At 40.4% G+C, this 21224-nt stretch carries 14 protein-coding genes; 4 read left to right on the top strand and 10 right to left on the bottom strand.

Annotated features, from left to right (window positions below):
- Positions 1-71: 71 nt before the first annotated feature.
- Positions 72-1514, bottom strand: coding sequence for a catalase (locus AC4IFO_RS01750; protein WP_490731501.1), 1443 nt, complete (start codon positions 1512-1514; stop codon positions 72-74).
- Between the two features lie 304 nt (positions 1515-1818).
- Between AC4IFO_RS01750 and AC4IFO_RS01745 the strand changes: the two genes are divergently transcribed.
- Positions 1819-2361: a YfaZ family outer membrane protein gene (locus AC4IFO_RS01745; protein ID WP_353243150.1), complete on the top strand. Its 543-nt coding sequence runs from the start codon at positions 1819-1821 to the stop codon at positions 2359-2361.
- A 149-nt stretch (positions 2362-2510) separates the two neighbouring features.
- On the opposite strand, the gene AC4IFO_RS01740 is transcribed toward AC4IFO_RS01745, so the two are convergent.
- The 3 genes from AC4IFO_RS01740 to tyrP all read right to left on the bottom strand — a co-directional run bounded on the left by AC4IFO_RS01740 (position 2511) and on the right by tyrP (position 5216).
- Complete coding sequence (locus tag AC4IFO_RS01740) at positions 2511-2729, bottom strand: Rpn/YhgA-type helix-turn-helix domain-containing protein (protein WP_490731335.1); 219 nt, start codon at positions 2727-2729, stop codon at positions 2511-2513.
- 189 nt (positions 2730-2918) lie between these two features.
- Positions 2919-3830, bottom strand: coding sequence for an Rpn family recombination-promoting nuclease/putative transposase (locus AC4IFO_RS01735; RefSeq protein WP_490731333.1), 912 nt, complete (start codon positions 3828-3830; stop codon positions 2919-2921).
- Positions 3831-4067: 237 nt separating this feature from the next.
- Positions 4068-5216, bottom strand: coding sequence for a tyrosine transporter TyrP (tyrP, locus tag AC4IFO_RS01730; protein WP_490731331.1), 1149 nt, complete (start codon positions 5214-5216; stop codon positions 4068-4070).
- Positions 5217-5696: 480 nt separating this feature from the next.
- Here tyrP and AC4IFO_RS01725 point away from each other — a divergent pair, with 480 nt between their 5' ends.
- Entirely contained in the window at positions 5697-7037 is a 1341-nt protein-coding gene (locus AC4IFO_RS01725) for an anaerobic C4-dicarboxylate transporter (protein WP_206082329.1), read from the top strand.
- Positions 7038-7112: 75 nt separating this feature from the next.
- Here the strand turns inward: AC4IFO_RS01725 and yfaE are convergent, their stop codons facing one another.
- The 4 genes from yfaE to ubiG all read right to left on the bottom strand — a co-directional run bounded on the left by yfaE (position 7113) and on the right by ubiG (position 11900).
- A complete protein-coding gene (gene yfaE, locus AC4IFO_RS01720) occupies positions 7113-7376 on the bottom strand; it encodes a class I ribonucleotide reductase maintenance protein YfaE (RefSeq protein ID WP_490731329.1) in 264 nt (87 codons plus the stop codon).
- 2 nt (positions 7377-7378) lie between these two features.
- Positions 7379-8515 (bottom strand): class Ia ribonucleoside-diphosphate reductase subunit beta, encoded by a 1137-nt coding sequence (nrdB, locus tag AC4IFO_RS01715; RefSeq protein ID WP_219247242.1) that lies wholly within the window; start codon positions 8513-8515, stop codon positions 7379-7381.
- Positions 8516-8526: 11 nt separating this feature from the next.
- Entirely contained in the window at positions 8527-10818 is a 2292-nt protein-coding gene (gene nrdA, locus AC4IFO_RS01710; protein WP_490731327.1) for a class 1a ribonucleoside-diphosphate reductase subunit alpha, read from the bottom strand.
- Between the two features lie 359 nt (positions 10819-11177).
- On the bottom strand, positions 11178-11900 hold the full coding sequence (ubiG, locus tag AC4IFO_RS01705; RefSeq protein WP_490731325.1) for a bifunctional 2-polyprenyl-6-hydroxyphenol methylase/3-demethylubiquinol 3-O-methyltransferase UbiG: 723 nt from the start codon (positions 11898-11900) through the stop codon (positions 11178-11180).
- Between the two features lie 285 nt (positions 11901-12185).
- On the opposite strand from ubiG, the gene gyrA reads away from it, so the two are divergent.
- Both gyrA and rcsC read left to right on the top strand, forming a co-directional pair.
- A complete protein-coding gene (gyrA, locus tag AC4IFO_RS01700) occupies positions 12186-14786 on the top strand; it encodes a DNA topoisomerase (ATP-hydrolyzing) subunit A (protein WP_490731323.1) in 2601 nt (866 codons plus the stop codon).
- Between the two features lie 160 nt (positions 14787-14946).
- Entirely contained in the window at positions 14947-17790 is a 2844-nt protein-coding gene (gene rcsC / locus AC4IFO_RS01695; RefSeq protein WP_490731321.1) for a two-component system sensor histidine kinase RcsC, read from the top strand.
- 54 nt (positions 17791-17844) lie between these two features.
- On the opposite strand, the gene rcsB is transcribed toward rcsC, so the two are convergent.
- Entirely contained in the window at positions 17845-18495 is a 651-nt protein-coding gene (gene rcsB / locus AC4IFO_RS01690) for a response regulator transcription factor RcsB (protein WP_004259923.1), read from the bottom strand.
- A gap of 1 nt (position 18496) precedes the next feature.
- Entirely contained in the window at positions 18497-21172 is a 2676-nt protein-coding gene (rcsD, locus tag AC4IFO_RS01685) for a phosphotransferase RcsD (protein WP_490731318.1), read from the bottom strand.
- Positions 21173-21224 lie beyond the last annotated feature (52 nt).

Genomic DNA, 21224 nt, shown 5'->3' with positions numbered 1-21224 from the left:
ATTAGTGAATGTAAATACAGAATGGTTTAGGGAACGAGTACGACGGGCAGATTACCCGTCGTGGTATATTTTTATTTCTTTAATTCATTCAACGCTTTCTCAACACCTGCACCGTATTCTGGGTGAACTTGTTTGAATAGGGCAATTTGGCGTAGTTGCGTGGCTTCCGTTGCATCAATTAGTTCACCAGCAATACGTTTAAACATACGTTGGTGTTCGGCATCATCTAATAATTCATATAATGCACGTGGTTGGCTGAAATAGTCTTGGTCTTCACGGTGATCCCAATGATCAGCAGCGCCCTCAATAGATAATGGGGGTTCACTAAAATCAGGTTGCTCTTGGAATAAACCGGTTTCGTTTGGTTCATAAGTCACATGATTACCACTATTACCATCAACACGCATTGCACCATCACGATGATAATTGTGGAATGGGCAGCGAGGTGCGTTTACTGGAATTTGGTGATGGTTAACACCAAGGCGATAGCGGTGTGCATCCCCATAGGAGAACAGGCGCCCTTGCAGCATTCTGTCTGGTGAAAAACCAATACCTGGGACAACATTAGCAGGGCTAAATGCTGCTTGCTCAACATCAGCAAAATAATTATCTGGGTTACGGTTTAGTTCGAAATACCCCACATCGATTAACGGATAATCTTTATGAGGCCAAACTTTAGTCAGGTCGAATGGGTTATAAGGTACACTTGACGCTTCTTTTTCAGGCATGATCTGGACTTGTAAATTCCAGCGAGGGAAATCACCTTTCTCAATTGATTCAAATAAATCGCGTTGAGAACTTTCTCTGTCCTTACCGACTAATTGCTCTGCTTGCTCATCAGAGAGGTTTTCAATACCTTGCTGGCAACGGAAGTGGAATTTTACCCAGAAACGTTCATTATTGGCATTAATAAAGCTATAAGTGTGGCTGCCAAAACCGTGCATGTGACGATAGCTTTGCGGAATACCACGGTCACTGGCATCGATGGTTAATTGGTGCAAAGACTCAGGTAATTGGGAGAAAAATGCCCATTTGTGTTCCATCGTACGTAAGTTAGAGCGTGGGTCACGTTTGACGACGTGGTTTAAGTCAGGGAATTTTAAGGGATCACGGAAGTAGAATACGGGGGTATTGTTACCCACCATGTCCCAGTTACCTTCTTCTGTGTAAAACTTGAGGGCGAAACCACGAATATCACGTTCAGCATCCGCAGCGCCACGCTCACCTGCAACAGTCGAAAAACGGGCAAACATTTCTGTTTTTTTACCTACTTCGGAGAAAATTTTTGCGCGGGTATAAGGGGTAATATCATGAGTGACGGTAAAGGTACCAAATGCACCAGATCCTTTTGCGTGCATACGTCTTTCAGGGATCACTTCACGGTCAAAATGAGCTAATTTTTCTAAGAACCAGACATCTTGTAACAACATTGGGCCGCGTTTACCAGCGGTCATGACATTATTATTGTTGGCGACGGGCGCGCCAGAGGCAGTCGTAAGGCCTTTTTTCTTCATCACAATGCTCCTGATTTTGAATTTAATGACTACATAAACCTAACTAAAAAGTTATAATTTTGTAATAAAATGAAAATACCACTACAATAAACTTGTGATTCAGTATAGTAATTATGGATATGATTATCTAATTAATATAACCAATCACTGTGATTGAATGTGAGATAAGTGGGATTTTTTAATATTTCAGTGGGATGAAATTATCTTTTGGCTGAATAGGTTGCGTAAATCTGAGTAATTTAGGCTGAGAAACGGGTGTAAATCGCGTAATATCCGTAGGTAATAATTTCAAGAGGATAAAATAATGCGCAAAGTTGTGTTATTAGTGGCGGCCATGTCCCCATTTTTTATGAATTCTGCTCAAGCAGTATCTGTGAGCGCACAAGCAGGTAAACACTATACTGAATTATCAGCAGGCTTAGGTAATCAAAATGCAGGCCTTGCATTTAATGGTTCTTGGGCACGTAGTGATCATGATGGTCAGATGGGAAGTTTAGGGGCTACATTCGGCCTCCCTGTTGGGCCTTTTGCTGCGTATGTTGGGGGTAAAGGTTTGTATTTATCGCCAGATAATAATAGCAGTGGCGCAGCATTAGCAGTGGGGGGGGGGTTAAATTGGCAGGCATTGCCTTCACTGAATATTTATGGTGAAGCTTATGGCGCGCCAGAGTCACTGACTTCGGGTAGCAAGTCTTACGTTGAAGCGAAAGCGGGGGCTCGTTATACCGTATTTAAACCGTTATCTATTGATGCGGGTTACCGTGTAATTGAAATGAAAGGCTCTCACAATAAGTCGAATGAGAAAATTGCCGATGGCCTTTATTTAGGCGCTGGTCTTTCATTCTAGTATTGTCATCTAATGTTTATTGCCCTTAGTTCCTTATGCAAAACTTGCTGCTAGGGGCATATTTTTTATTTGGCTGTAATTAAATACTTTTAAAGCAAATGATTATCTTTTTGGTTATTTATCTCAGATGTTCATATGACCCTAGGGTATTACTGTAATGAAGTTAAAATATCACGGCTTAACCCTGTGCTTTTCATGATGATTTCGGGGCTAACACCATTTTTAAGTAGCTGGGCAGTCATAGTGATCATGGCCTCAGTTCTACCTTCTTCTCTACCTTCTTCTCTGCCTTCTTCTCTACCTTCTTCTCTGCCTTGTTGAATACCTTCTTGGCGGCCTTTATTTTGTAGGCGCTGTGCAATACTCATAATAGTCTCCCTATGTTGGTCTGTTTGCTCTTCTAAGATTTGAACGACTTCTTCAAAGCTTGTGGCATCTAACGCAATAAATAGGTAATTAAGGTTAGTAATTACATGACAGTCATATAAAATTATAATTTAACTTATTGTTTTTTCTTCTGTTTAATCAAGTTTTTAAATTGAGTGTCGATAGCATTATCATAGTGTGGATAGAATATCGTGACTTAACCCCGTGCTTTTCATGATGATTTCGGGACTAACGCCATTTTTAAGCAGCTGTGCAGCCATAGTGAGCTTGGCCTCTTCTCTGCCTTCTTCTCTGCCTTGTTGAATACCTTCTTGGCGGCCTTTATTTTGTAGGCGCTGTGCAATACTCATAATAGTCTCCCTATGTTGGTCTGTTTGCTCTTCTAAGGTTTGAACGACTTCTTCAAAGTTTGTGGCATCCAACGCAATAAATAGGTAATTAAGGATGGTAACCACATCGCTATCGCTATTATAGTGCTTATTGAGCGCTTGTGCTAAAAGTGGAAGAACCCGCTGGAACTCATCACGTAAATATTTATGTTTCATGGCCAGCTCCATCACTGCGACTTTACGGTGATTCACTAACTCGTTATCGTCTATAACCGTGACATCGACTAAAGGAAAAGGCTCCGTATATAGCTTATTTGCTATCTTAGAGAGGGGAAAGCAATCAGTCCATAATAAAGAATGTGGATAGGGGGAGCGACCCCCGTGGTAAAAAAGAACGGGTACTACAAGCGGTAACGCGGTATTTCCTTGTTGCATATGCTGGTTCATCGCTAAAAAAGCGTAATGTATTAAGCGCCATGCCATTAATTTATCCGGGGTAGATTGGTGTTCAACGAGTAAATAAAGATACCCTTGCCCGTGTGTAGTTTGAACAGAATATAAAACATCAGATAAGCGGGAGCGTAATTGTTTATCAATAAAAGATGAGTTTGTGAGTGCTAATGTATTGAAATCACATAGTGATTTTATATGTTCAGGTAAGTGAATTTCAAAGAAGTCTCGTGCACTATCAATGTTTGTCATGAATCCCTTAAATGCTGCGTCATGCGCAGCAGAAACACTTTTTCTTTGCATCCAACTCGCTCCCTCATTTATCTATTAACTACAATAAAGTAAGAGGGCCTGATTGTCTCTTCGGTATTATTAACTGTGATATAGCGTAATAAAAGAAAAAAATTTTGCTTTATTTGCTAATAATGAATGTTAAAAGATTAAAAAATAGGGGAGGATGCATTTGATTTATGGGGATTACAAATAAAAGAAAGGCCCCAAATTGATGTTATTCAGCTCGGGGCCTAATCGGGCAGTTCATTAACCGACGTTTGGTAGGAAGCCCGCGACAATGGAAAATTGGATAGCGATAACAGCGACACCACAGAGTAAGATTATTGCTAAAACGGGTGTGCCACCTTTAACGCGATACCCACCTTTAGCTTCCACCTTGCGAACACGCATAGTGAGAAGAGCAGGGATAATCAAAGCAAGAACAGATAATGCAACTGCCGCATATGTTAAGGCTTGCACGAAACTGCTATAAAACAGAGCGCACAACAAGGGTGGAACAAAGGTCAACAAACTGGTTTGAATACGACCAACAAAATGATTACTGCGTTTGAACAAGTCGGCAAGGTAATCAAACAAGCCTAATGCCACACCTAAGAAAGAGGTTGCTAGGGCTAAATCCATAAATAAGCTGACGGCTAAGTTAACACGCGGATTAGCGACCACATCACGTACTGCGGTTAACAAACCATTGAGGCCTGATTCTTGAGCCAAAATACCTAAGAATGTATGAGATGGTATTGAACCTAATGTAGCGATTTGCCACAGAATATAGGCAACAAGAGGAATTGCACTACCTGTGATGAAAATCATACGTAATTTACGCACATCACCATTCATATAGTTCACTAAGCTAGGAACACTACCATGGAAGCCAAATGAGGTGAATATAACGGGAATAGCGGCAAGAACTAGGCCTTTTTCGATGGGCATCGTACTTAAATTGACCGCTTCTGCATGGGGGAGCATGACAAAAATCATGATCACCATAAAAATGGTTTTAGCCGTAAATAAAATACGGTTAATAAAATCAACAGAGTGGGTCCCGATTGTGACGACTGCACCACCCACCACAGTAAATAGAATGATAGCAGTGCTTGGCGTAATTTTAACACCCCACCAAGAGGATAAGCTGTCAGAAATCAATACACCGGCCCCACCAATATAAGCGGTTGTGAGCGCGTACATTAACAGCAACATACTTAAGCCAGTGACGATTTGCCCTGCTGGACCAAGATATTTTTTTGCGACAGTCCCTAAGCCCATATTTGCAGGGTTATGTTGGTAGACCTCAACTAACAATAATGAGGTATAGCTCATTAACATCCATAATCCGACAAGCAAACAGACTATGCCTGTAAAACCGACGCCTGCAGCGGCCAGTGGCATTGCCAGCATCCCTGCACCTATTGTTGTTCCTGCAACGATTAACACACTGCCAAGGGTACGATTCTTCACAAGTTCCTCTAATTGAATCTGAATAATTAATAAGTGATGCAGATTATGCGATTGTGCGTATTGTGTCAAATGTAAATTACAGATGGTGTAAATATATATTTACATTAATTTGAGTGCGAAAAGGAAGGAAATCGTCTAATAAAAAAAGGTTAATTACTCAAGAAAAAATGATGAATAAAGATAACTAATGGTAAATTTAATTTGAGAGGTTTGTTAAAAAAAGGCAAGTAATTCATTGATTTTTTAGGGGTGTAGACTGAACTGATTAGTATGTCAGTTACTTAAGAAAAATAGTGTGATATGAACAGAATAAATACAACAAAAATAAAACTATATTGGTTTTTAAATTATCATAAATCAAATTAATGCTTGAAAATCATCTCGATAATAGGAGGCAAATACATATAAAAGGATGGAACTATGGACTTTATGATTCAACTCGCCATTATTCTTGTTTGCTTGTTCTATGGGGCAAAAAAAGGGGGGATGGCATTAGGGCTGCTTGGTGGTGTCGGTCTTGTCATCTTGGTTTTTGGATTTGGCTTGCCACCAGGAAAACCACCTGTTGATGTTATGCTTGTGATTATTGCTGTTGTTGCCGCATCAGCAACGTTACAAGCATCAGGTGGTTTGGATGTCATGCTGCAAATTGCAGAACGATTATTACGAAAAAACCCAAAATACATTTCTATTGTGGCACCTTTCGTTACCTGTATCTTAACCATTTTGTGTGGTACAGGGCACGTGGTGTACACCATTTTACCTATCATCTATGATGCGGCGATTAAAAATAATATTCGACCTGAAAGACCGATGGCGGCAAGTAGCATAGGTGCACAAATGGGGATCATTGCCAGCCCTGTGTCTGTTGCGGTTGTGTCCTTAGTTGCCATGCTTAATGGTGTGACAATCAATGGCAAGTCTCTTGAATTCCTCGATTTATTGGCGATTACAATCCCTTCAACCTTAATCGGTATTTTAGCGATTGGTATTTTTAGCTGGTTTAGAGGGAAAGATCTCGATAAAGACCCTGTATTCCAAGAGTTTATCTCTGTTCCTGAAAACCACGACTACGTGTATGGCGGCAGTGTGACACTGCTTGACAAAAAACTGCCAAAAATTAACTGGGTCGCGATGTGGATTTTCTTAGCATCCATTGTCGTTGTCGCATTACTAGGCGCATTCTCTGAGTTAAGGCCGTTAGTGAATGGCAAGCCGCTATCAATGGTTTTAGTGATTCAGATGTTTATGTTGCTGGCAGGTGCGCTCATCATCATTATCTGTAAAACTAACCCAGGGCAAATTTCAAAAAATGAAGTATTCCGTTCAGGGATGATTGCGATTGTGGCGGTATATGGTATCGCGTGGATGGCAGAAACCATGTTCGGCGCTCATATGGATGAAATTAAAAGCACCTTGGGGTCGTTAGTGAAAGACTTCCCGTGGGCATATGCGGTTATCTTATTACTGGTTTCTAAGTTTGTTAACTCGCAAGCGGCGGCTTTGGCAGCGGTTGTGCCTATCGCGTTAGGAATTGGTGTTGACCCTGCTTATATTATTGCGTCAGCACCGGCGTGTTATGGTTACTATATTTTACCGACTTATCCAAGTGACCTCGCAGCGATTCAATTTGACCGCTCTGGAACAACGCGTATTGGTAAGTTTGTTATTAACCATAGTTTTATCTTACCGGGATTAATTGGGGTCGGTGTATCCTGCGTATTTGGTTGGGTATTTGCCGCGCTTTATGGCTATCTATAATAGGTAGAGCGCATCAATTAGGATAAATAAATAGAAAAGCGATTGCATTAGAAAATGGTGCAATCGCTTATTATATTAGCCGATTTCGATATCAGTCAGAGGGTGACAGCAACAGGGTAATATTTCCCCATCCTGCACAAATGCCAGAGGTTTGCGTTTGTAACCCACTTTCCCGCGCAATAATGTTACTCGGCAAGAACCGCAATAACCTTCACGGCATTGATACTCCACAGGTATACGACTATCTTCAAGCGCTTCAAGTAAACACGAATGAACGTCAGCATGGTAGGGGACATGCACACCCTGCGTCGTACGCAGGGTGATTTTATGACTGGCCATACTTACAGTTCAAAGTCGCTCAAATCATCGGTATTGACTTCAGAGTCAATCTGACCAACTAAATAAGAACTGACTTCAACTTCTTGTGGCGCCACTTGAACGTTATCTGATACCAACCATGCATTGATCCATGGGATAGGGTTAGAACGACCTTCAAATGGCAGTTTTAGGCCAACAGCTTGCATACGAATGTTGGTGATGTATTCGACATATTGGCACAGAATATCTTTATTCAGGCCAATCATTGAACCTTCACTGAACAGGTAATCTGCCCACTCTTTTTCTTGCTCTGCTGCCTGCACAAACAAGTCATAGCATTCTTGCTCGCACTCTGCGGCAATTTCTGCCATTTCAGGGTCATCTTGGCCTGAGCGTAACAGGTTCAACATATGTTGAGTGCCTGTTAAGTGTAAAGCTTCATCACGTGCAATCAGCTTGATAATTTTAGCATTACCTTCCATTAGCTCACGTTCTGCGAATGCGAATGAACAGGCAAAGCTGACATAAAATCGGATTGCTTCCAGTGCGTTAACACTCATTAAGCACAGGTATAATTGTTTTTTCAGCGCACGCAATGAAACGGTGATTTGTTTTCCGTTACAGTTGTGTGTGCCTTCACCGAACATGTGATAATAGTTGGTCATTTCGATGAGGTCATCATAATAACCAGAGATATCTTTCGCACGTTTTAAAATTTCTTCATTTTCAACGATATCGTCAAAAATAATCGCCGGGTCATTCACGATATTACGGATAATATGTGTGTATGAACGTGAGTGGATGGTTTCAGAGAATGCCCATGTTTCCACCCAGGTTTCCAGCTCAGGAATCGAAATCAGTGGCAGTAATGCCACGTTAGGGCTGCGACCCTGAATAGAGTCAAGCAGCGTTTGGTATTTCAGATTACTGATGAAAATGTGTTTTTCGTGATCTGGCAGCGCATTGTAATCAATACGGTCGCGAGAGACGTCAACTTCTTCAGGACGCCAGAAAAACGACAATTGCTTTTCGATCAGCTTTTCGAAAATAGGGTACTTTTGCTGATCATAGCGTGCCACGTTAACAGGTTGGCCGAAAAACATCGGCTCCTGCATCTGGTCATTTTTTTTCTGTGAAAATGTTGTATATGTATGTGACATAACAATTCCTATTAAATTTTACACGCGCCGCCTTCACAATCGGAATCTGCTGACTCAACAACTTCTTCCAGATCGCCCTGAACATCTTCCGCACCATCACGGGTGTTATGGTAGTAAAGTGTTTTCACACCAAACTTATAGGCGAGCAATAAATCTTTTAGCAATTGGTTCATTGGTACTTTGCCGCTCTCGAAACGAGTTGGGTCATAGTTTGTGTTTGCAGAAATCGACTGGTCGATAAATTTCTGCATAATACCAACGAGTTGCAGGTAGCCGCTGATAGATGGCATTTGCCATAACAGTTCATAAGCCCCTTTCAGGTTTTCGTAATCTGGCACTACTTGGCGTAAGATGCCGTCTTTTGACGCTTTAATACTGATGTAGCCGCGCGGTGGCTCAATACCATTGGTTGCGTTAGAAATCTGTGATGATGTCTCAGAAGGCATCAATGCAGACAGTGTTGAGTTACGCAGACCATAAGTCTGAATATCTTTACGCAGCGCTTCCCAATCGTAATGCAGTGGTTCATTGGTTAACTTATCGAGTTCTTTTTTATAGGTATCGATAGGTAATACGCCTTGAGAATAGGTCGTTTCATTGAACCACGAGCAGGCACCTTGCTCTTTCGCTAAATCGTTTGATGCTTTTAACAGGTAATACTGAATAGCTTCAAAGGTTTTGTGAGTTAAGTTATTTGCGCTACCGTCTGAATAACGAACACCGTGTTTCGCTAAGTAATAGGCATAGTTAATCACACCAATACCTAATGTACGGCGACCCATAGAGCCTTGTTTAGCTGCAATAATTGGGTAGTCTTGGTAGTCGAGTAGAGCATCCAATGCGCGAACCGCTAGGATGGCTAACTCTTCTAATTCATCAAGGCTATCAATCGCACCTAAGTTAAATGCAGATAGTGTACATAATGCAATTTCACCTTCTTCATCATTGATATTATTCAATGGTTTAGTTGGCAGCGCGATTTCTAAACACAGGTTAGATTGACGGACAGGGGCAACCTGTGGGTCAAATGGGCTGTGCGTATTACAGTGGTCAACGTTTTGAATGTAAATTCGGCCTGTTGACGCACGCTCTTGCATCATTAATGAGAACAACTCAACCGCTTTAACGCTGGATTTACGAATAGTCTCGTCTTGTTCATATTGCACATATAAACGTTCAAATTCATCTTGGTTTGCAAAGAATGCATCATACAGACCTGGGACATCTGAAGGGCTGAATAGGGTGATGTCTTGGTTCTTAATCAAACGTTCGTACATCAATTTATTCAATTGCACACCGTAGTCCATATGGCGAACTCGGTTACCTTCAACCCCGCGGTTGTTTTTCAGGACTAACAGGCTTTCAACTTCAAGGTGCCAAATTGGGTAAAATAAGGTAGCAGCACCACCACGGACACCACCTTGAGAGCAAGATTTAACCGCAGTTTGGAAGTGCTTGTAGAACGGAATACAGCCTGTGTGGAAAGCTTCACCGCCACGAATTGGGCTACCTAATGCACGGATACGGCCAGCATTCACGCCAATTCCAGCGCGCTGAGAAACGTATTTAACAATCGCACTTGATGTCGCATTGATGGAATCAAGGCTGTCACCACATTCAATCAGAACACAAGAACTGAACTGACGAGTTGGTGTACGTACCCCCGCCATAATTGGCGTAGGTAAAGAAATTTTAAATGTTGAAACCGCATCATAGAAACGACGAATGTAGTCCAAGCGGGTTTCTTTTGGATAATGGGAGAACAGACAAGCCGCGACTAAAATGTAGAGGAATTGCGCGCTTTCGTAGATTTCGCCCGTTACACGGTTTTGAACTAAATATTTCCCTTCGAGCTGTTTAACAGCCGCGTAGGAGAAATTCATATCACGCCAATGGTCAATAAAACCGTCCATTTGCTCGAACTCTGCTTGAGTGTAGTCTTCCAGCAAATGCTTATCATACTTGCCCATTTCAACAAGGCGTTTTACATGCGTATAGAGTGCTGGTGGCTCAAATTGGCCATAGGCTTTTTTACGCAAGTTAAAGATAGCCAGACGCGCAGCAAGGTATTGATAGTCTGGCGTTTCACCAGTAATCAAGTCGGCAGCCGCTTTGATCATCGTCTCGTGAATATCAGACGTTCTGATCCCATCATAAAACTGAATCTGAGAACGTAACTCCACCTGTGAAACAGATACGTTACTTAGGCCTTCCGCGGCCCAGGTGATTACCTTGTGGATTTTATCGAGATCAATGCGTTCTTTATGTCCGTCACGTTTTGTGACTAACAGACTCTGGTTCATGAGTAAGTACACCTTGGTTGAACTACAAAATAGTGTGCTGCAAACATAAAAAAGCTCATGGTTAAATACCATGAGACTAGTATTGTTTAGTTTAGCTTCACTACTATATGTAGTAGTTTGTTGAGTAGACAATAACAAGATAATGTTAATATGCGATTTTATCAAGTGAACAAATTGACGGGATCTTGTGGATAACTGGTTGGATAAGAAAAGTGATCATGTCGGTAAGCTGCATGGTAAAAGGGACTAATAAAAAAAAGGCTTCCGACATGATGACTAAAATAAATTTTGTAAACTTAGACCGTTTGCTGATTTCTTAAACGTACTGCTTGCGATTTATTCTTTTCGTGATTACTTAACTACTCACTAATTGTATGGAGCATATAATTCACATCGACATTTGGCCCTAGCCAGAACTTATCAGTGATAGGATTATAATGTAAGCCCGTGATATGCTTATCTTTTAGCTGTGTTCCATCAATCCAACCGATTAATTCGGAAGGGCGAATAAACTTATTCACATCATGAGTGCCTTTCGGAACCATCTTCATGACATACTCAGCGGCAACGACCGCCATCAGCCACGCTTTTTTATTGCGATTGATGGTAGAGAAAATCACATGACCACCCGGTTTAACTAATTTTGCACAGGCTCTTACAACGGATTGCGGATCAGGAACGTGCTCTAACATTTCCATACAAGTGACGATGTCGTAAGCTTGAGGGTGTTTATCAGCGTGTTGTTCAACAGTTTCTTGAACATATTCAACAGGAATACCCGATTCGAGAGAGTGTAAGCGAGCGACCATCAGCGGGTCTGCACCCATATCAAGACCCGTGACTTCTGCACCTTCACGCGCCATGCTTTCAGATAAAATACCGCCGCCACAACCGACATCAAGAATTTTTTTACCAAAAATACCCTCAACACGTTGCATGATGTAGCCAAGACGTAATGGGTTAATGCGGTGCAAGGGGGCAAATTCCCCTTCTAAGTCCCACCAACGTGATGCAATGGATTCAAATTTCTCGATTTCTTGCTTATCGACATTCAAGTATGTTGGTGTTTGGGTATCACTCATTGATAAAACTCCTATTTTAACCCTATGACCGTTATTGCCTATTAAGATGATACGAATTAGGCGCGGTAATAGGTGTCCGTCAGACATTGATGGTCATAATCTAGACAATAATGCACTTAAGGCAGTTATTAATGAATAATCCCACAAGTTTCGGACACATAAACTTAATTTTCCGCTATTATACATAGCTTGAAAGACAAATACCCGTCTCTTATTTTTATTAAATTGGCGAATTGTGGTATAGTTCTACTCTTTGAATCCGAAGTTATGAGGGACAGTGGTTCCATGAGCGAGATTGCCAGAGAAATCACCCCAGTCAATATCGAAGAAGAGCTGAAAAGCTCGTATTTGGATTACGCAATGTCCGTTATTGTCGGCCGTGCGCTTCCAGATGTTCGTGATGGACTGAAGCCAGTACACCGTAGAGTACTCTTTGCGATGAATGTACTGGGAAATGATTGGAATAAACCCTATAAAAAATCTGCCCGTATAGTCGGGGACGTTATCGGTAAATACCATCCACATGGTGATAGCGCTGTTTACGAGACAATTGTTCGTCTTGCTCAGCCTTTCTCTATGCGTTACATGCTGGTAGATGGTCAGGGGAACTTTGGTTCGGTTGACGGGGACTCCGCAGCCGCAATGCGTTATACGGAAATCCGTATGGCGAAAATTGCCCATGAGTTACTGGCGGATCTTGAAAAAGAAACCGTAGATTTCGTTCCAAACTATGATGGTACAGAGCAAATTCCTGAAGTCATGCCAACGAGGATCCCTAACCTACTGGTTAATGGGTCATCAGGTATCGCTGTCGGGATGGCAACCAACATTCCGCCTCACAACTTAGGCGAAGTAATCAATGGTTGTCTTGCCTATATAGAAGACGAAGATATTAGTATTGAAGGCTTAATGGAGCACATTCCAGGGCCTGACTTCCCAACAGCGGCTATTATCAATGGTCGTCGTGGTATTATCGACGCGTATAAAACGGGTCGTGGTAAGGTCTATATCCGTGCCAGTGCCGAAGTGGAAGTCGATGAAAAAAATGGTCGCGAAACCATTATTGTCAGCGAAATTCCTTATCAGGTGAATAAAGCGCGCCTGATTGAAAAAATTGCTGAATTAGTTAAAGAAAAACGTGTTGAAGGTATCAGTGCATTACGTGACGAGTCTGACAAAGACGGTATGCGTATTGTGATTGAAATCAAACGCGATGCGGTGGGTGAAGTTGTTCTAAATAACTTATATTCATTGACTCAACTGCAAGTGTCTTTCGGTATTAATATGGTTGCTTTACACCAAGGCCAACCAAAAATCTTAAACCTGAAAGATATTATCGCTGCCTTCGTTCGCCACCGCCGTGAAGTGGTGACACGCCGTACGATTTTCGAACTGCGTAAAGCACGTGACCGTGCGCACATCCTTGAAGCATTAGCCATTGCACTAGCTAACATTGACCCGATTATTGAATTAATCCGTAAAGCACCAACGCCTGCTGAAGCAAAAGCAGGGCTGATTGCGCGCTCTTGGGATTTGGGTAATGTGGCTGCAATGCTTGAACGTGCAGGTGATGATGCGGCGCGTCCAGAGTGGCTTGAAGAGCAATTTGGTGTTCATAACGGTCAATACTTCCTGACTGAACAACAAGCACAAGCTATCCTTGATTTACGTCTGCAAAAATTAACTGGCCTTGAGCACGAGAAATTACTGGAAGAGTATCGTGAACTGTTAGTGCAAATTGAAGCACTGCTGTTTATCTTAAGAAGCCCAGAGCGCTTAATGGAAGTGATCCGCGAAGAGTTAGAAATTATTCGTGACACTTACAATGATCCACGCCGCACTGAAATCACTGAAAACACTGCTGACATCAACATTGAAGATCTTATCAATCAAGAAGATGTAGTTGTGACTTTATCTCACCAAGGTTATGTGAAATATCAACCTCTGACAGATTACGAAGCACAACGCCGTGGTGGTAAAGGTAAATCAGCGGCACGGACGAAAGATGAAGACTTTATTGAGCGCTTACTAGTTGCCAATACCCACGATACCATTTTGTGCTTCTCAAGCCGTGGACGTCTGTATTGGATGAAAGTGTATCAATTACCTGAAGCGAGTCGTGGTGCACGTGGTCGTCCTATCGTTAACCTATTGCCACTGGAGCCAAATGAGCGTATTACCGCGATTTTACCAGTGCGTGAGTACGAAGAGGGCTACACCGTCTTTATGGCTACTGCGAGCGGTACGGTGAAGAAAACGCCTCTACAGGATTTCAGCCGTCCAAGAAGTGCCGGTATTATTGCTGTGAACCTCAATGAAGGGGATGAACTGATTGGTGTTGATTTAACCAACGGTTCTAACGAAGTCATGCTGTTCTCTGCTCAAGGTAAAGTGGTTCGCTTTGCTGAAGATGCTGTGCGTGCAATGGGTCGTACTGCAACGGGCGTTCGGGGTATTAAATTAATGGACGACGATAAAGTTGTTTCATTAATTATCCCACGCGGTGAAGGGCACATCTTAACCGTGACCGAAAATGGTTATGGTAAGCGTACTGAAGAAGCTGAATACCCAACAAAATCTCGTGCAACTCAAGGGGTTATCTCCATTAAAGTGAGTGAGCGTAACGGGAGCGTTGTGGGGGCAATTCAAGTGGATGACACTGACCAAATCATGATGATCACCGATGCGGGAACGTTAGTTCGTACACGTGTTTCTGAAGTGAGCGTTGTAGGCCGTAATACACAAGGCGTGACCTTGATTAGAACGGCTGAAGATGAAAAAGTGGTTGGATTGCAACGTGTTGCTGAAACTGAAGATGATGAAAATGCAGATGAAAGTACCGACGAAAATGGTGCTGATGATGCAAATATCACTGATCAAGAATAAACAGCGCGTTTAACTGACACAACGGGCAGCTCAGAGATGGCTGCCCGTTTTATTTCTCTCTTTTGGGCTATTCATTTTTATCCCTTTTCATGTTTATCGTTTTTTAATATTGTAATCGAGTATAATTAATCACTGTGATATAGAATAACTAGGAAATCGCTTGAGATATCTACCCTCATTTAAAACATCATTAAGATTGTCACGGGATCTTTTTCGTATCCTCGGCTTGATGTTATGGGGCATGGGCGCTTTTATTACGTTATTTTTCCTCTATTCGCAATTTAATGAATACAAATCTGATATTCGTCAGCAATTCAATTCAGGGTTTGAAAGCTTACAATCCTATATTCAACAAACCGGTGAAACGCTACAAGCTATTCAATCGATGACTGAGCAGCATCGGGGCAAACTGGATGAGTATAAAAAGACGAATGAGAGTGAGCCTGAGTTCATGTCGTTACCCGGCTCTGCAAATTATTCCTTTTATAAGTTGACGCTAAACTCTGATTGTGACTATTTTCAATACCGTTCCCAACGGTATTTGCTGGCTTTTGAACAGCTAAACTATTTTTGGAAAGATAGTATTGCCGCGCCTCAAGGGTTAAACCATGTTTTTTTAATTGGTTCCCAAAGCTATTGCCTAGTGGACTACCCAATTCGCTCAACTGTTTCTGATATAGAAATGCTCAAAAAAGTCGGTTACGAAAGCGCGCGTTCTTATCAAAGCCTAAAATTACAAGGCAAGGAGCGCAATCTTTATACTATTGTCCATGGTGCTCAATCCGATAATGGCCAAATTTATTTGATCCAACCAATACAGAATTCGGGGGTTGTGACAGGGTTTATTGGTATTGAACGTGCGATAAATTTAAATCAGTTTAATATTAGTAAAAGCAAATCCATCGAAATTATGGTGGTGAATTCTCATAATCAACCTGTTTTATATTCTTCAACTGAACCAAATCCCAAAAATTCAGCATTATTGGCTATCTCTGAACCTACTTTTTTTGGTTTTAATTCAGATTACTCAAAGTTGATCTTTAAAAAACGGCTTTTGCCTGCGCAAATAACCGTTTTTTTCTCAATTTCCACCTCTGATATTATATCTAACCTTGAAAGCACCATATTTTATGGCGCAATGCTGAATATTTTTACTGGGGTTTTATTGTTTTTCTTGATCTGGTTGCTCGAAAGAAAAATGTTGGAGCCTGCTGCCAATACAGCGATCCGCTTGGAAGAACATGAACAGTTTAACCATAAGATTGTTGCTTCCGCACCTGTTGGTATCATTATCTTAAGGCTAACAGATGGCGGTAATATACTGAGTAATGAATTAGCACATGACTATTTTAGGTTACTCAATGACGATGATAAGTTGCGCATTCTTACTATCATTCGCCAAAAAACCAGTAATTACATAGATGTGGTGACAACCAACGGGACGCACTTACAAATTAGTTTCGTCAATTCTCGCTATCAAAATGAAGATGTGGCGATTTGTGTTCTGATAGATATTAGTATCCGTGTACAAATGGAAAAATCGCTGCAAGATGTCGCGGATGCTGCAGAACAGGCTAACCATGCTAAATCTATGTTTTTGGCAACGGTTAGTCATGAGTTAAGAACGCCGCTATATGGCATTATTGGGAATATTGAATTACTACAACGCTATGAATTATCAGAGAAAGCGACTCGTTTGGTCTCTACAATGGATAATTCGTCAGCATTATTGCTGCAAATCATTAGTGATATTTTAGACTTTTCTAAAATAGAGTCTAAGCAGCTAAAAATAGAAAATAAACTGTTTAATTGCCGTGAGATTTTTGCCTTTGTATTAGCTAATTATCTTCCATTAGTAACTAAAAAAAGAATTTCGCTGTATTCATACATTGAACCTGATATTCCAGATTTAATTTTGAATGATGCAGTGCGTTTGCAGCAAGTTATCTCTAACATTGTCAATAATAGTATAAAATTCACGCAGTCGGGGTTTGTATTACTCTATGTCTGGAAAGACAATAATTATTTAAAAATTGAAATCCGTGATTCAGGGATAGGGATGACACAAGCAGTTGTCATGCAATTATTTGACCCATTTTTTCAAGTTTACGATCAAAATAATACGGGACATAAAGGGACAGGGTTAGGTCTGGCCATTTGTGAAAAATTGATAAACTTGATGGATGGAGATATAGAAGTCAGCTCTCAGCATGGTCTAGGAAGCTCTTTCACAATACGAATCCCATTGTATGGACAGGAATATATTAAAAAAGTCATACCTGATTATCGTGCCAGTTACCGTATTGCTATCTTATGTAAAAATACATTTTTGATGAACTTTTTATCGCGTTTATTAGGTGATGCAAAATTCGTTATTGTGATGGGGAATGAAGTAGATACAAAGGCTGTCTATGATTTACTTATCACAGATTACCCACATATTGATGAAGTACAAAGTAGGCAACAAATCAACCTTTCCAGCTTTTATGCGGGGGAGTTTTATGAGTCTAGTCCAAACAGGTGGATTTATAATACTTTCCAACTTGATAAGTTACCGGTACTTATCGACAAATGGCTTGTTAAAGTTGCTGAAGAAAATGTAAAAAATCAAAGCACAAATGAATTAATTGAGGCTGACTGCCGATTAAGTGAATACCATATTCTGATTGTAGACGACCATCCAATTAATCGTATGTTGCTGAGTGAGCAACTTGCGAGTATTGGCTTTAGTACAGGAACGGCAATAGATGGGCTAGATGCATTGAAATATTTGAAAAGTAATCATGCTGATCTTGTTTTATCAGATGTCAATATGCCAAATATGGATGGCTATCAGCTTGCGCGGGAACTGCGCCGTTTGGGGAATACTTTGCCTATTATCGCATTGACAGCAAACGCAATGGCAGAAGAGAAGCAGCGCTGTATTGATGCAGGGATGAATGATTGTTTATCTAAGCCAACAACGATATCAATTTTACGTGAGACACTAACACGTTTTTGCTAAGAAAAAATAAAAACCCGCAATCGGGTTTTTATCGTTTAGAAGTGCTGGTATTTATTACTCTGAAGGTGAGTTATCAATGCTCACAGATGAGAGATAATTGAGTAAAGCAATATCATTCTCAACACCCAGCTTCAACATCGCAGATTTTTTCTGGCTACTGATTGTTTTAATGCTACGATTCAGTTTTTTAGCAATTTCAGTGACCAAAAATCCTTCTGCAAATAAACGTAACACCTCGCTTTCTTTTGGTGATAAGCGTTTATCTCCGTATCCACTTGCATTAACTTTCTCTAATAACTTGCTGACGCTCTCTGGCGTAAATTTCTTACCTTTTTGTAACGCTGCGAGTGCTTTAGGTAAATCAGCTGGTGCACCTTGTTTTAACACAATACCTTCAATATCCAGCTCAAGAATAGCGCTTAAGATAGCTGGGTTATTATTCATCGTCAGAACAATGATTGAAAGGTCGGGATAATGGCGTTTAATATATTTAATTAGTGTAATACCATCGCCATATTTATCACCTGGCATAGATAAATCAGTAACGAGTACGTCAGCATTCAGACGTGCTAAGTTATTAATCAAAGAGGTCGAATCCTCAAACTCACCTACGATATTCACCCATTCGATCTGCTCAAGTGATTTTCGGATACCGAAAAGAACAATAGGATGATCATCGGCAACAATGACATTTAGGTTATTCATATTATTGGTTACCTTCTGGCATTAGTTTTTTGACTGAATTATCCAGATCTCTAATGCAATTTCTTATTTCAAGTCCGTTTTCATCTGCTATGTAGCGCTCTAAGTCCTCACAAAGCTGATGAAGAACTGTAAACTCGAGCATAGCAAAAACTCCTTTTAAACGATGTGCAGTGTTTTTCAATTCGGTCAAATCCTCAACACTTTCACTATTATACAGTTTATTAATATCTATCGGTACTGTTGTGATAAACAAATCTTTATAACCACTATTCGCTAAAGCGATTTGATAGGTGGAAATAGTTTTATCAATTGAATCTTGTGAGGGAGTAGCTAAAACCACTGGTGTAACATCTAACTCATGAGTATTGGCATTTTCAATTAGTAATGAAATGGCATCAATAAGTTCATCAGCGAAGTTATAGTTTACTTCAATATAGTTGTTACTCAGCCTATTTGGTGCTGAAGTACATCCATCAACTTTTACAATATATTCAAAGGGTTCTTCATTGTTATCTGTGATTAACAGATCCCAATCGGGCTGTGTTGTGCTTTCACTTAAATCAAGAAATTCTGCACCATAATTGGATAGGGTGTTTCTGACTATTCGAGAAATATCTGCATTGTGAATATTTAGGCGTATATAGGTATCTTCTAATAATGCAGGGTATTCCCGTACTATTGTTTCATTAATCGCAGGCAATGAAATCTCATAGTGTGTGCCAATCGCATCACTAGAATGGATAGAAAGCGTCCCATTCATTTTTTTGACTAATAACTTACATAAATACAGCGTCATTCCAGAACGTGTGAATTGAGAAGTGTTAACCACTTGAGAGGTAAACGGGTTCTGCATATTACTAAGCTCTTGGTTTTTCAAGCCTGTTCCACTATCTCTGACATTTAGACTGACAAGATGTTTCTCTTCATCATAAGATAGCGTGAAAGTCATTTTTCCAAAAGAGGTGGTGGCAAGAGAATAATCCCAAATTAGTTGTAATAAGTGTTGTAAGTAAGTTGGGTTGACTTGAATAAGCGAGTCTGGGTTCACATTATTATGAAAATAGAGGGATAGTCCCTTACTATTAACTTGATACAGGTTTTGCTTAAGAAATTGGCTGATGAATTGGCTAATAGCCAACATTTCAGGTTTCAGTAATGTTTTTTGGGATTCAAGTTGATTAAGCAAAGATATATTTTTAAACCATGATTGGATGGCAAATAGCTGGTTTTCAATTTGTTTGAGTTGAGAATGCTCAGTAAGCGTTGTAGATAAAGCAAGCTGAGAAAATTGCTTATCAATAGTGGTGAGTGCAGGCAGTATTTCCTGGCACATATTCTCAAATATGGCCCTACGCATTTGAATATTCTTTTTGTGTTCTCGTGTAGCGAGTTCTTGGCGCTTTTGGGTAAGCACTTCTTTATCTTTATCCATAATGATAAACAGCGCGGCATTAGGCAAAGTTTCGCTTTCTACAAGTACCACTTCATAAATGTTATTTTCAATAGAGACTTGGATAAAGTCATGGTTATCCATAGCCATATCTTTAATATGAACCAAATCCATTGATGGTAGTAATTGGTTAGCAAGGTGATTACTGAGTATTTTTGTATTGGTATTAAAGTCGTAAACCAAAATGCCATACGAGATTCGATTGATAATGTCGTTATTTAGCGATTCTTTAAATCGTAGTTCTTGTAACATCGACGTATTTGGTGAAATCAGACGTTTACGAAGAAAGATTAAGGTGATGATGGCTAAAAATATCATCGCAATCATGCAAGTGATTAGCCAAAAATTGTAGCTGATAATATTAAAAATAATGGTTTTCAAAGAAATATGGTAATAAAGCTGATAGCCACTTCCCTCTATCGGTTGCGAGAATATGAGTTTAGTACCTGATAAAGTTGAATGAGAGCCAGTACTGCCAGTACTTGCAGGTCGAGAGTTAATGGTAAAAAAATCCCCATTCAAAGAGGAAGGGATCAATGAATTCATTGAAATATCAAATGAAATGACACTCGTTAATTGACCCGGCGAGTTAAACATAAGACGGTAAGTATAGTAATAAACATTTTCAGGCGAATACTTTTGCACATTTGAGATGATTTCTCGCCGATCGAGTAATGTTGATTGAGCCAACATATCCGCGCGCTTTTCTTCAGCTGTGAGGGTTAAATAGCTTTCTTTAAAGCGTAATTCAGGCTTAAGAACGGAATGAGTGGTGACAAGAACGAGGGTGTTATCTAACCCGTTAAGGTAATACATAGAGTTATATTCATTTCGAGCTCCCCAAACAATCTCCATATAGTTAGCTAACTTAGCTGCAAGCTCTTTACTGGACGTTTTATTTGGACCAAACACAATGGCATCGATTGTTTGATTTGCGCTGCTTAGCCAATAAATGTCGTGGCGCATTTCCATCGTTGATAGGGAGTCGATTGTTGGGACTATCGATTTATCATTTGCGAGTTTATAAATATGATTTGCTTGATAACGGTAGTCTTCAATTTGAAAAGCTAACCTTGATGCCATACTGGCTAGGGCAGTTTGACGGCTTTTCACCCATTCTTGGTAGTAGTTAAAAAGTGATAATGAAAGCATCACGATTAATAACAGAATAAATACAGCAAAAATGCGAGAAAGGGCATTAGGTTTTAATAATGTTTGTTTGTACATACTTGAGTACGCGGTCCCATCGGCAAAATTTATTATTAGATTAAAAATCATA

The sequence above is a fragment of the Providencia sp. UF-224 genome (assembly GCF_058245955.1).
This window is presented reverse-complemented; position numbering and strand designations above follow the sequence as displayed.

What these genes read in the sequence shown, in the direction of transcription:
- AC4IFO_RS01750 (WP_490731501.1), bottom strand. Translation starts at nt 1,514, where the DNA reads ATGAAGAAAAAAGGCCTTACGACTGCCTCTGGCGCGCCCGTCGCCAAC.
- AC4IFO_RS01745 (WP_353243150.1), top strand. Translation starts at nt 1,819, where the DNA reads ATGCGCAAAGTTGTGTTATTAGTGGCGGCCATGTCCCCATTTTTTATG.
- AC4IFO_RS01740 (WP_490731335.1), bottom strand. Translation starts at nt 2,729, where the DNA reads ATGAGTATTGCACAGCGCCTACAAAATAAAGGCCGCCAAGAAGGTATT.
- AC4IFO_RS01735 (WP_490731333.1), bottom strand. Translation starts at nt 3,830, where the DNA reads ATGCAAAGAAAAAGTGTTTCTGCTGCGCATGACGCAGCATTTAAGGGA.
- tyrP (WP_490731331.1), bottom strand. Translation starts at nt 5,216, where the DNA reads ATGCTGGCAATGCCACTGGCCGCTGCAGGCGTCGGTTTTACAGGCATA.
- AC4IFO_RS01725 (WP_206082329.1), top strand. Translation starts at nt 5,697, where the DNA reads ATGGACTTTATGATTCAACTCGCCATTATTCTTGTTTGCTTGTTCTAT.
- yfaE (WP_490731329.1), bottom strand. Translation starts at nt 7,376, where the DNA reads ATGGCCAGTCATAAAATCACCCTGCGTACGACGCAGGGTGTGCATGTC.
- nrdB (WP_219247242.1), bottom strand. Translation starts at nt 8,515, where the DNA reads ATGTCACATACATATACAACATTTTCACAGAAAAAAAATGACCAGATG.
- nrdA (WP_490731327.1), bottom strand. Translation starts at nt 10,818, where the DNA reads ATGAACCAGAGTCTGTTAGTCACAAAACGTGACGGACATAAAGAACGC.
- ubiG (WP_490731325.1), bottom strand. Translation starts at nt 11,900, where the DNA reads ATGAGTGATACCCAAACACCAACATACTTGAATGTCGATAAGCAAGAA.
- gyrA (WP_490731323.1), top strand. Translation starts at nt 12,186, where the DNA reads ATGAGCGAGATTGCCAGAGAAATCACCCCAGTCAATATCGAAGAAGAG.
- rcsB (WP_004259923.1), bottom strand. Translation starts at nt 18,495, where the DNA reads ATGAATAACCTAAATGTCATTGTTGCCGATGATCATCCTATTGTTCTT.
- rcsD (WP_490731318.1), bottom strand. Translation starts at nt 21,172, where the DNA reads ATGTACAAACAAACATTATTAAAACCTAATGCCCTTTCTCGCATTTTT.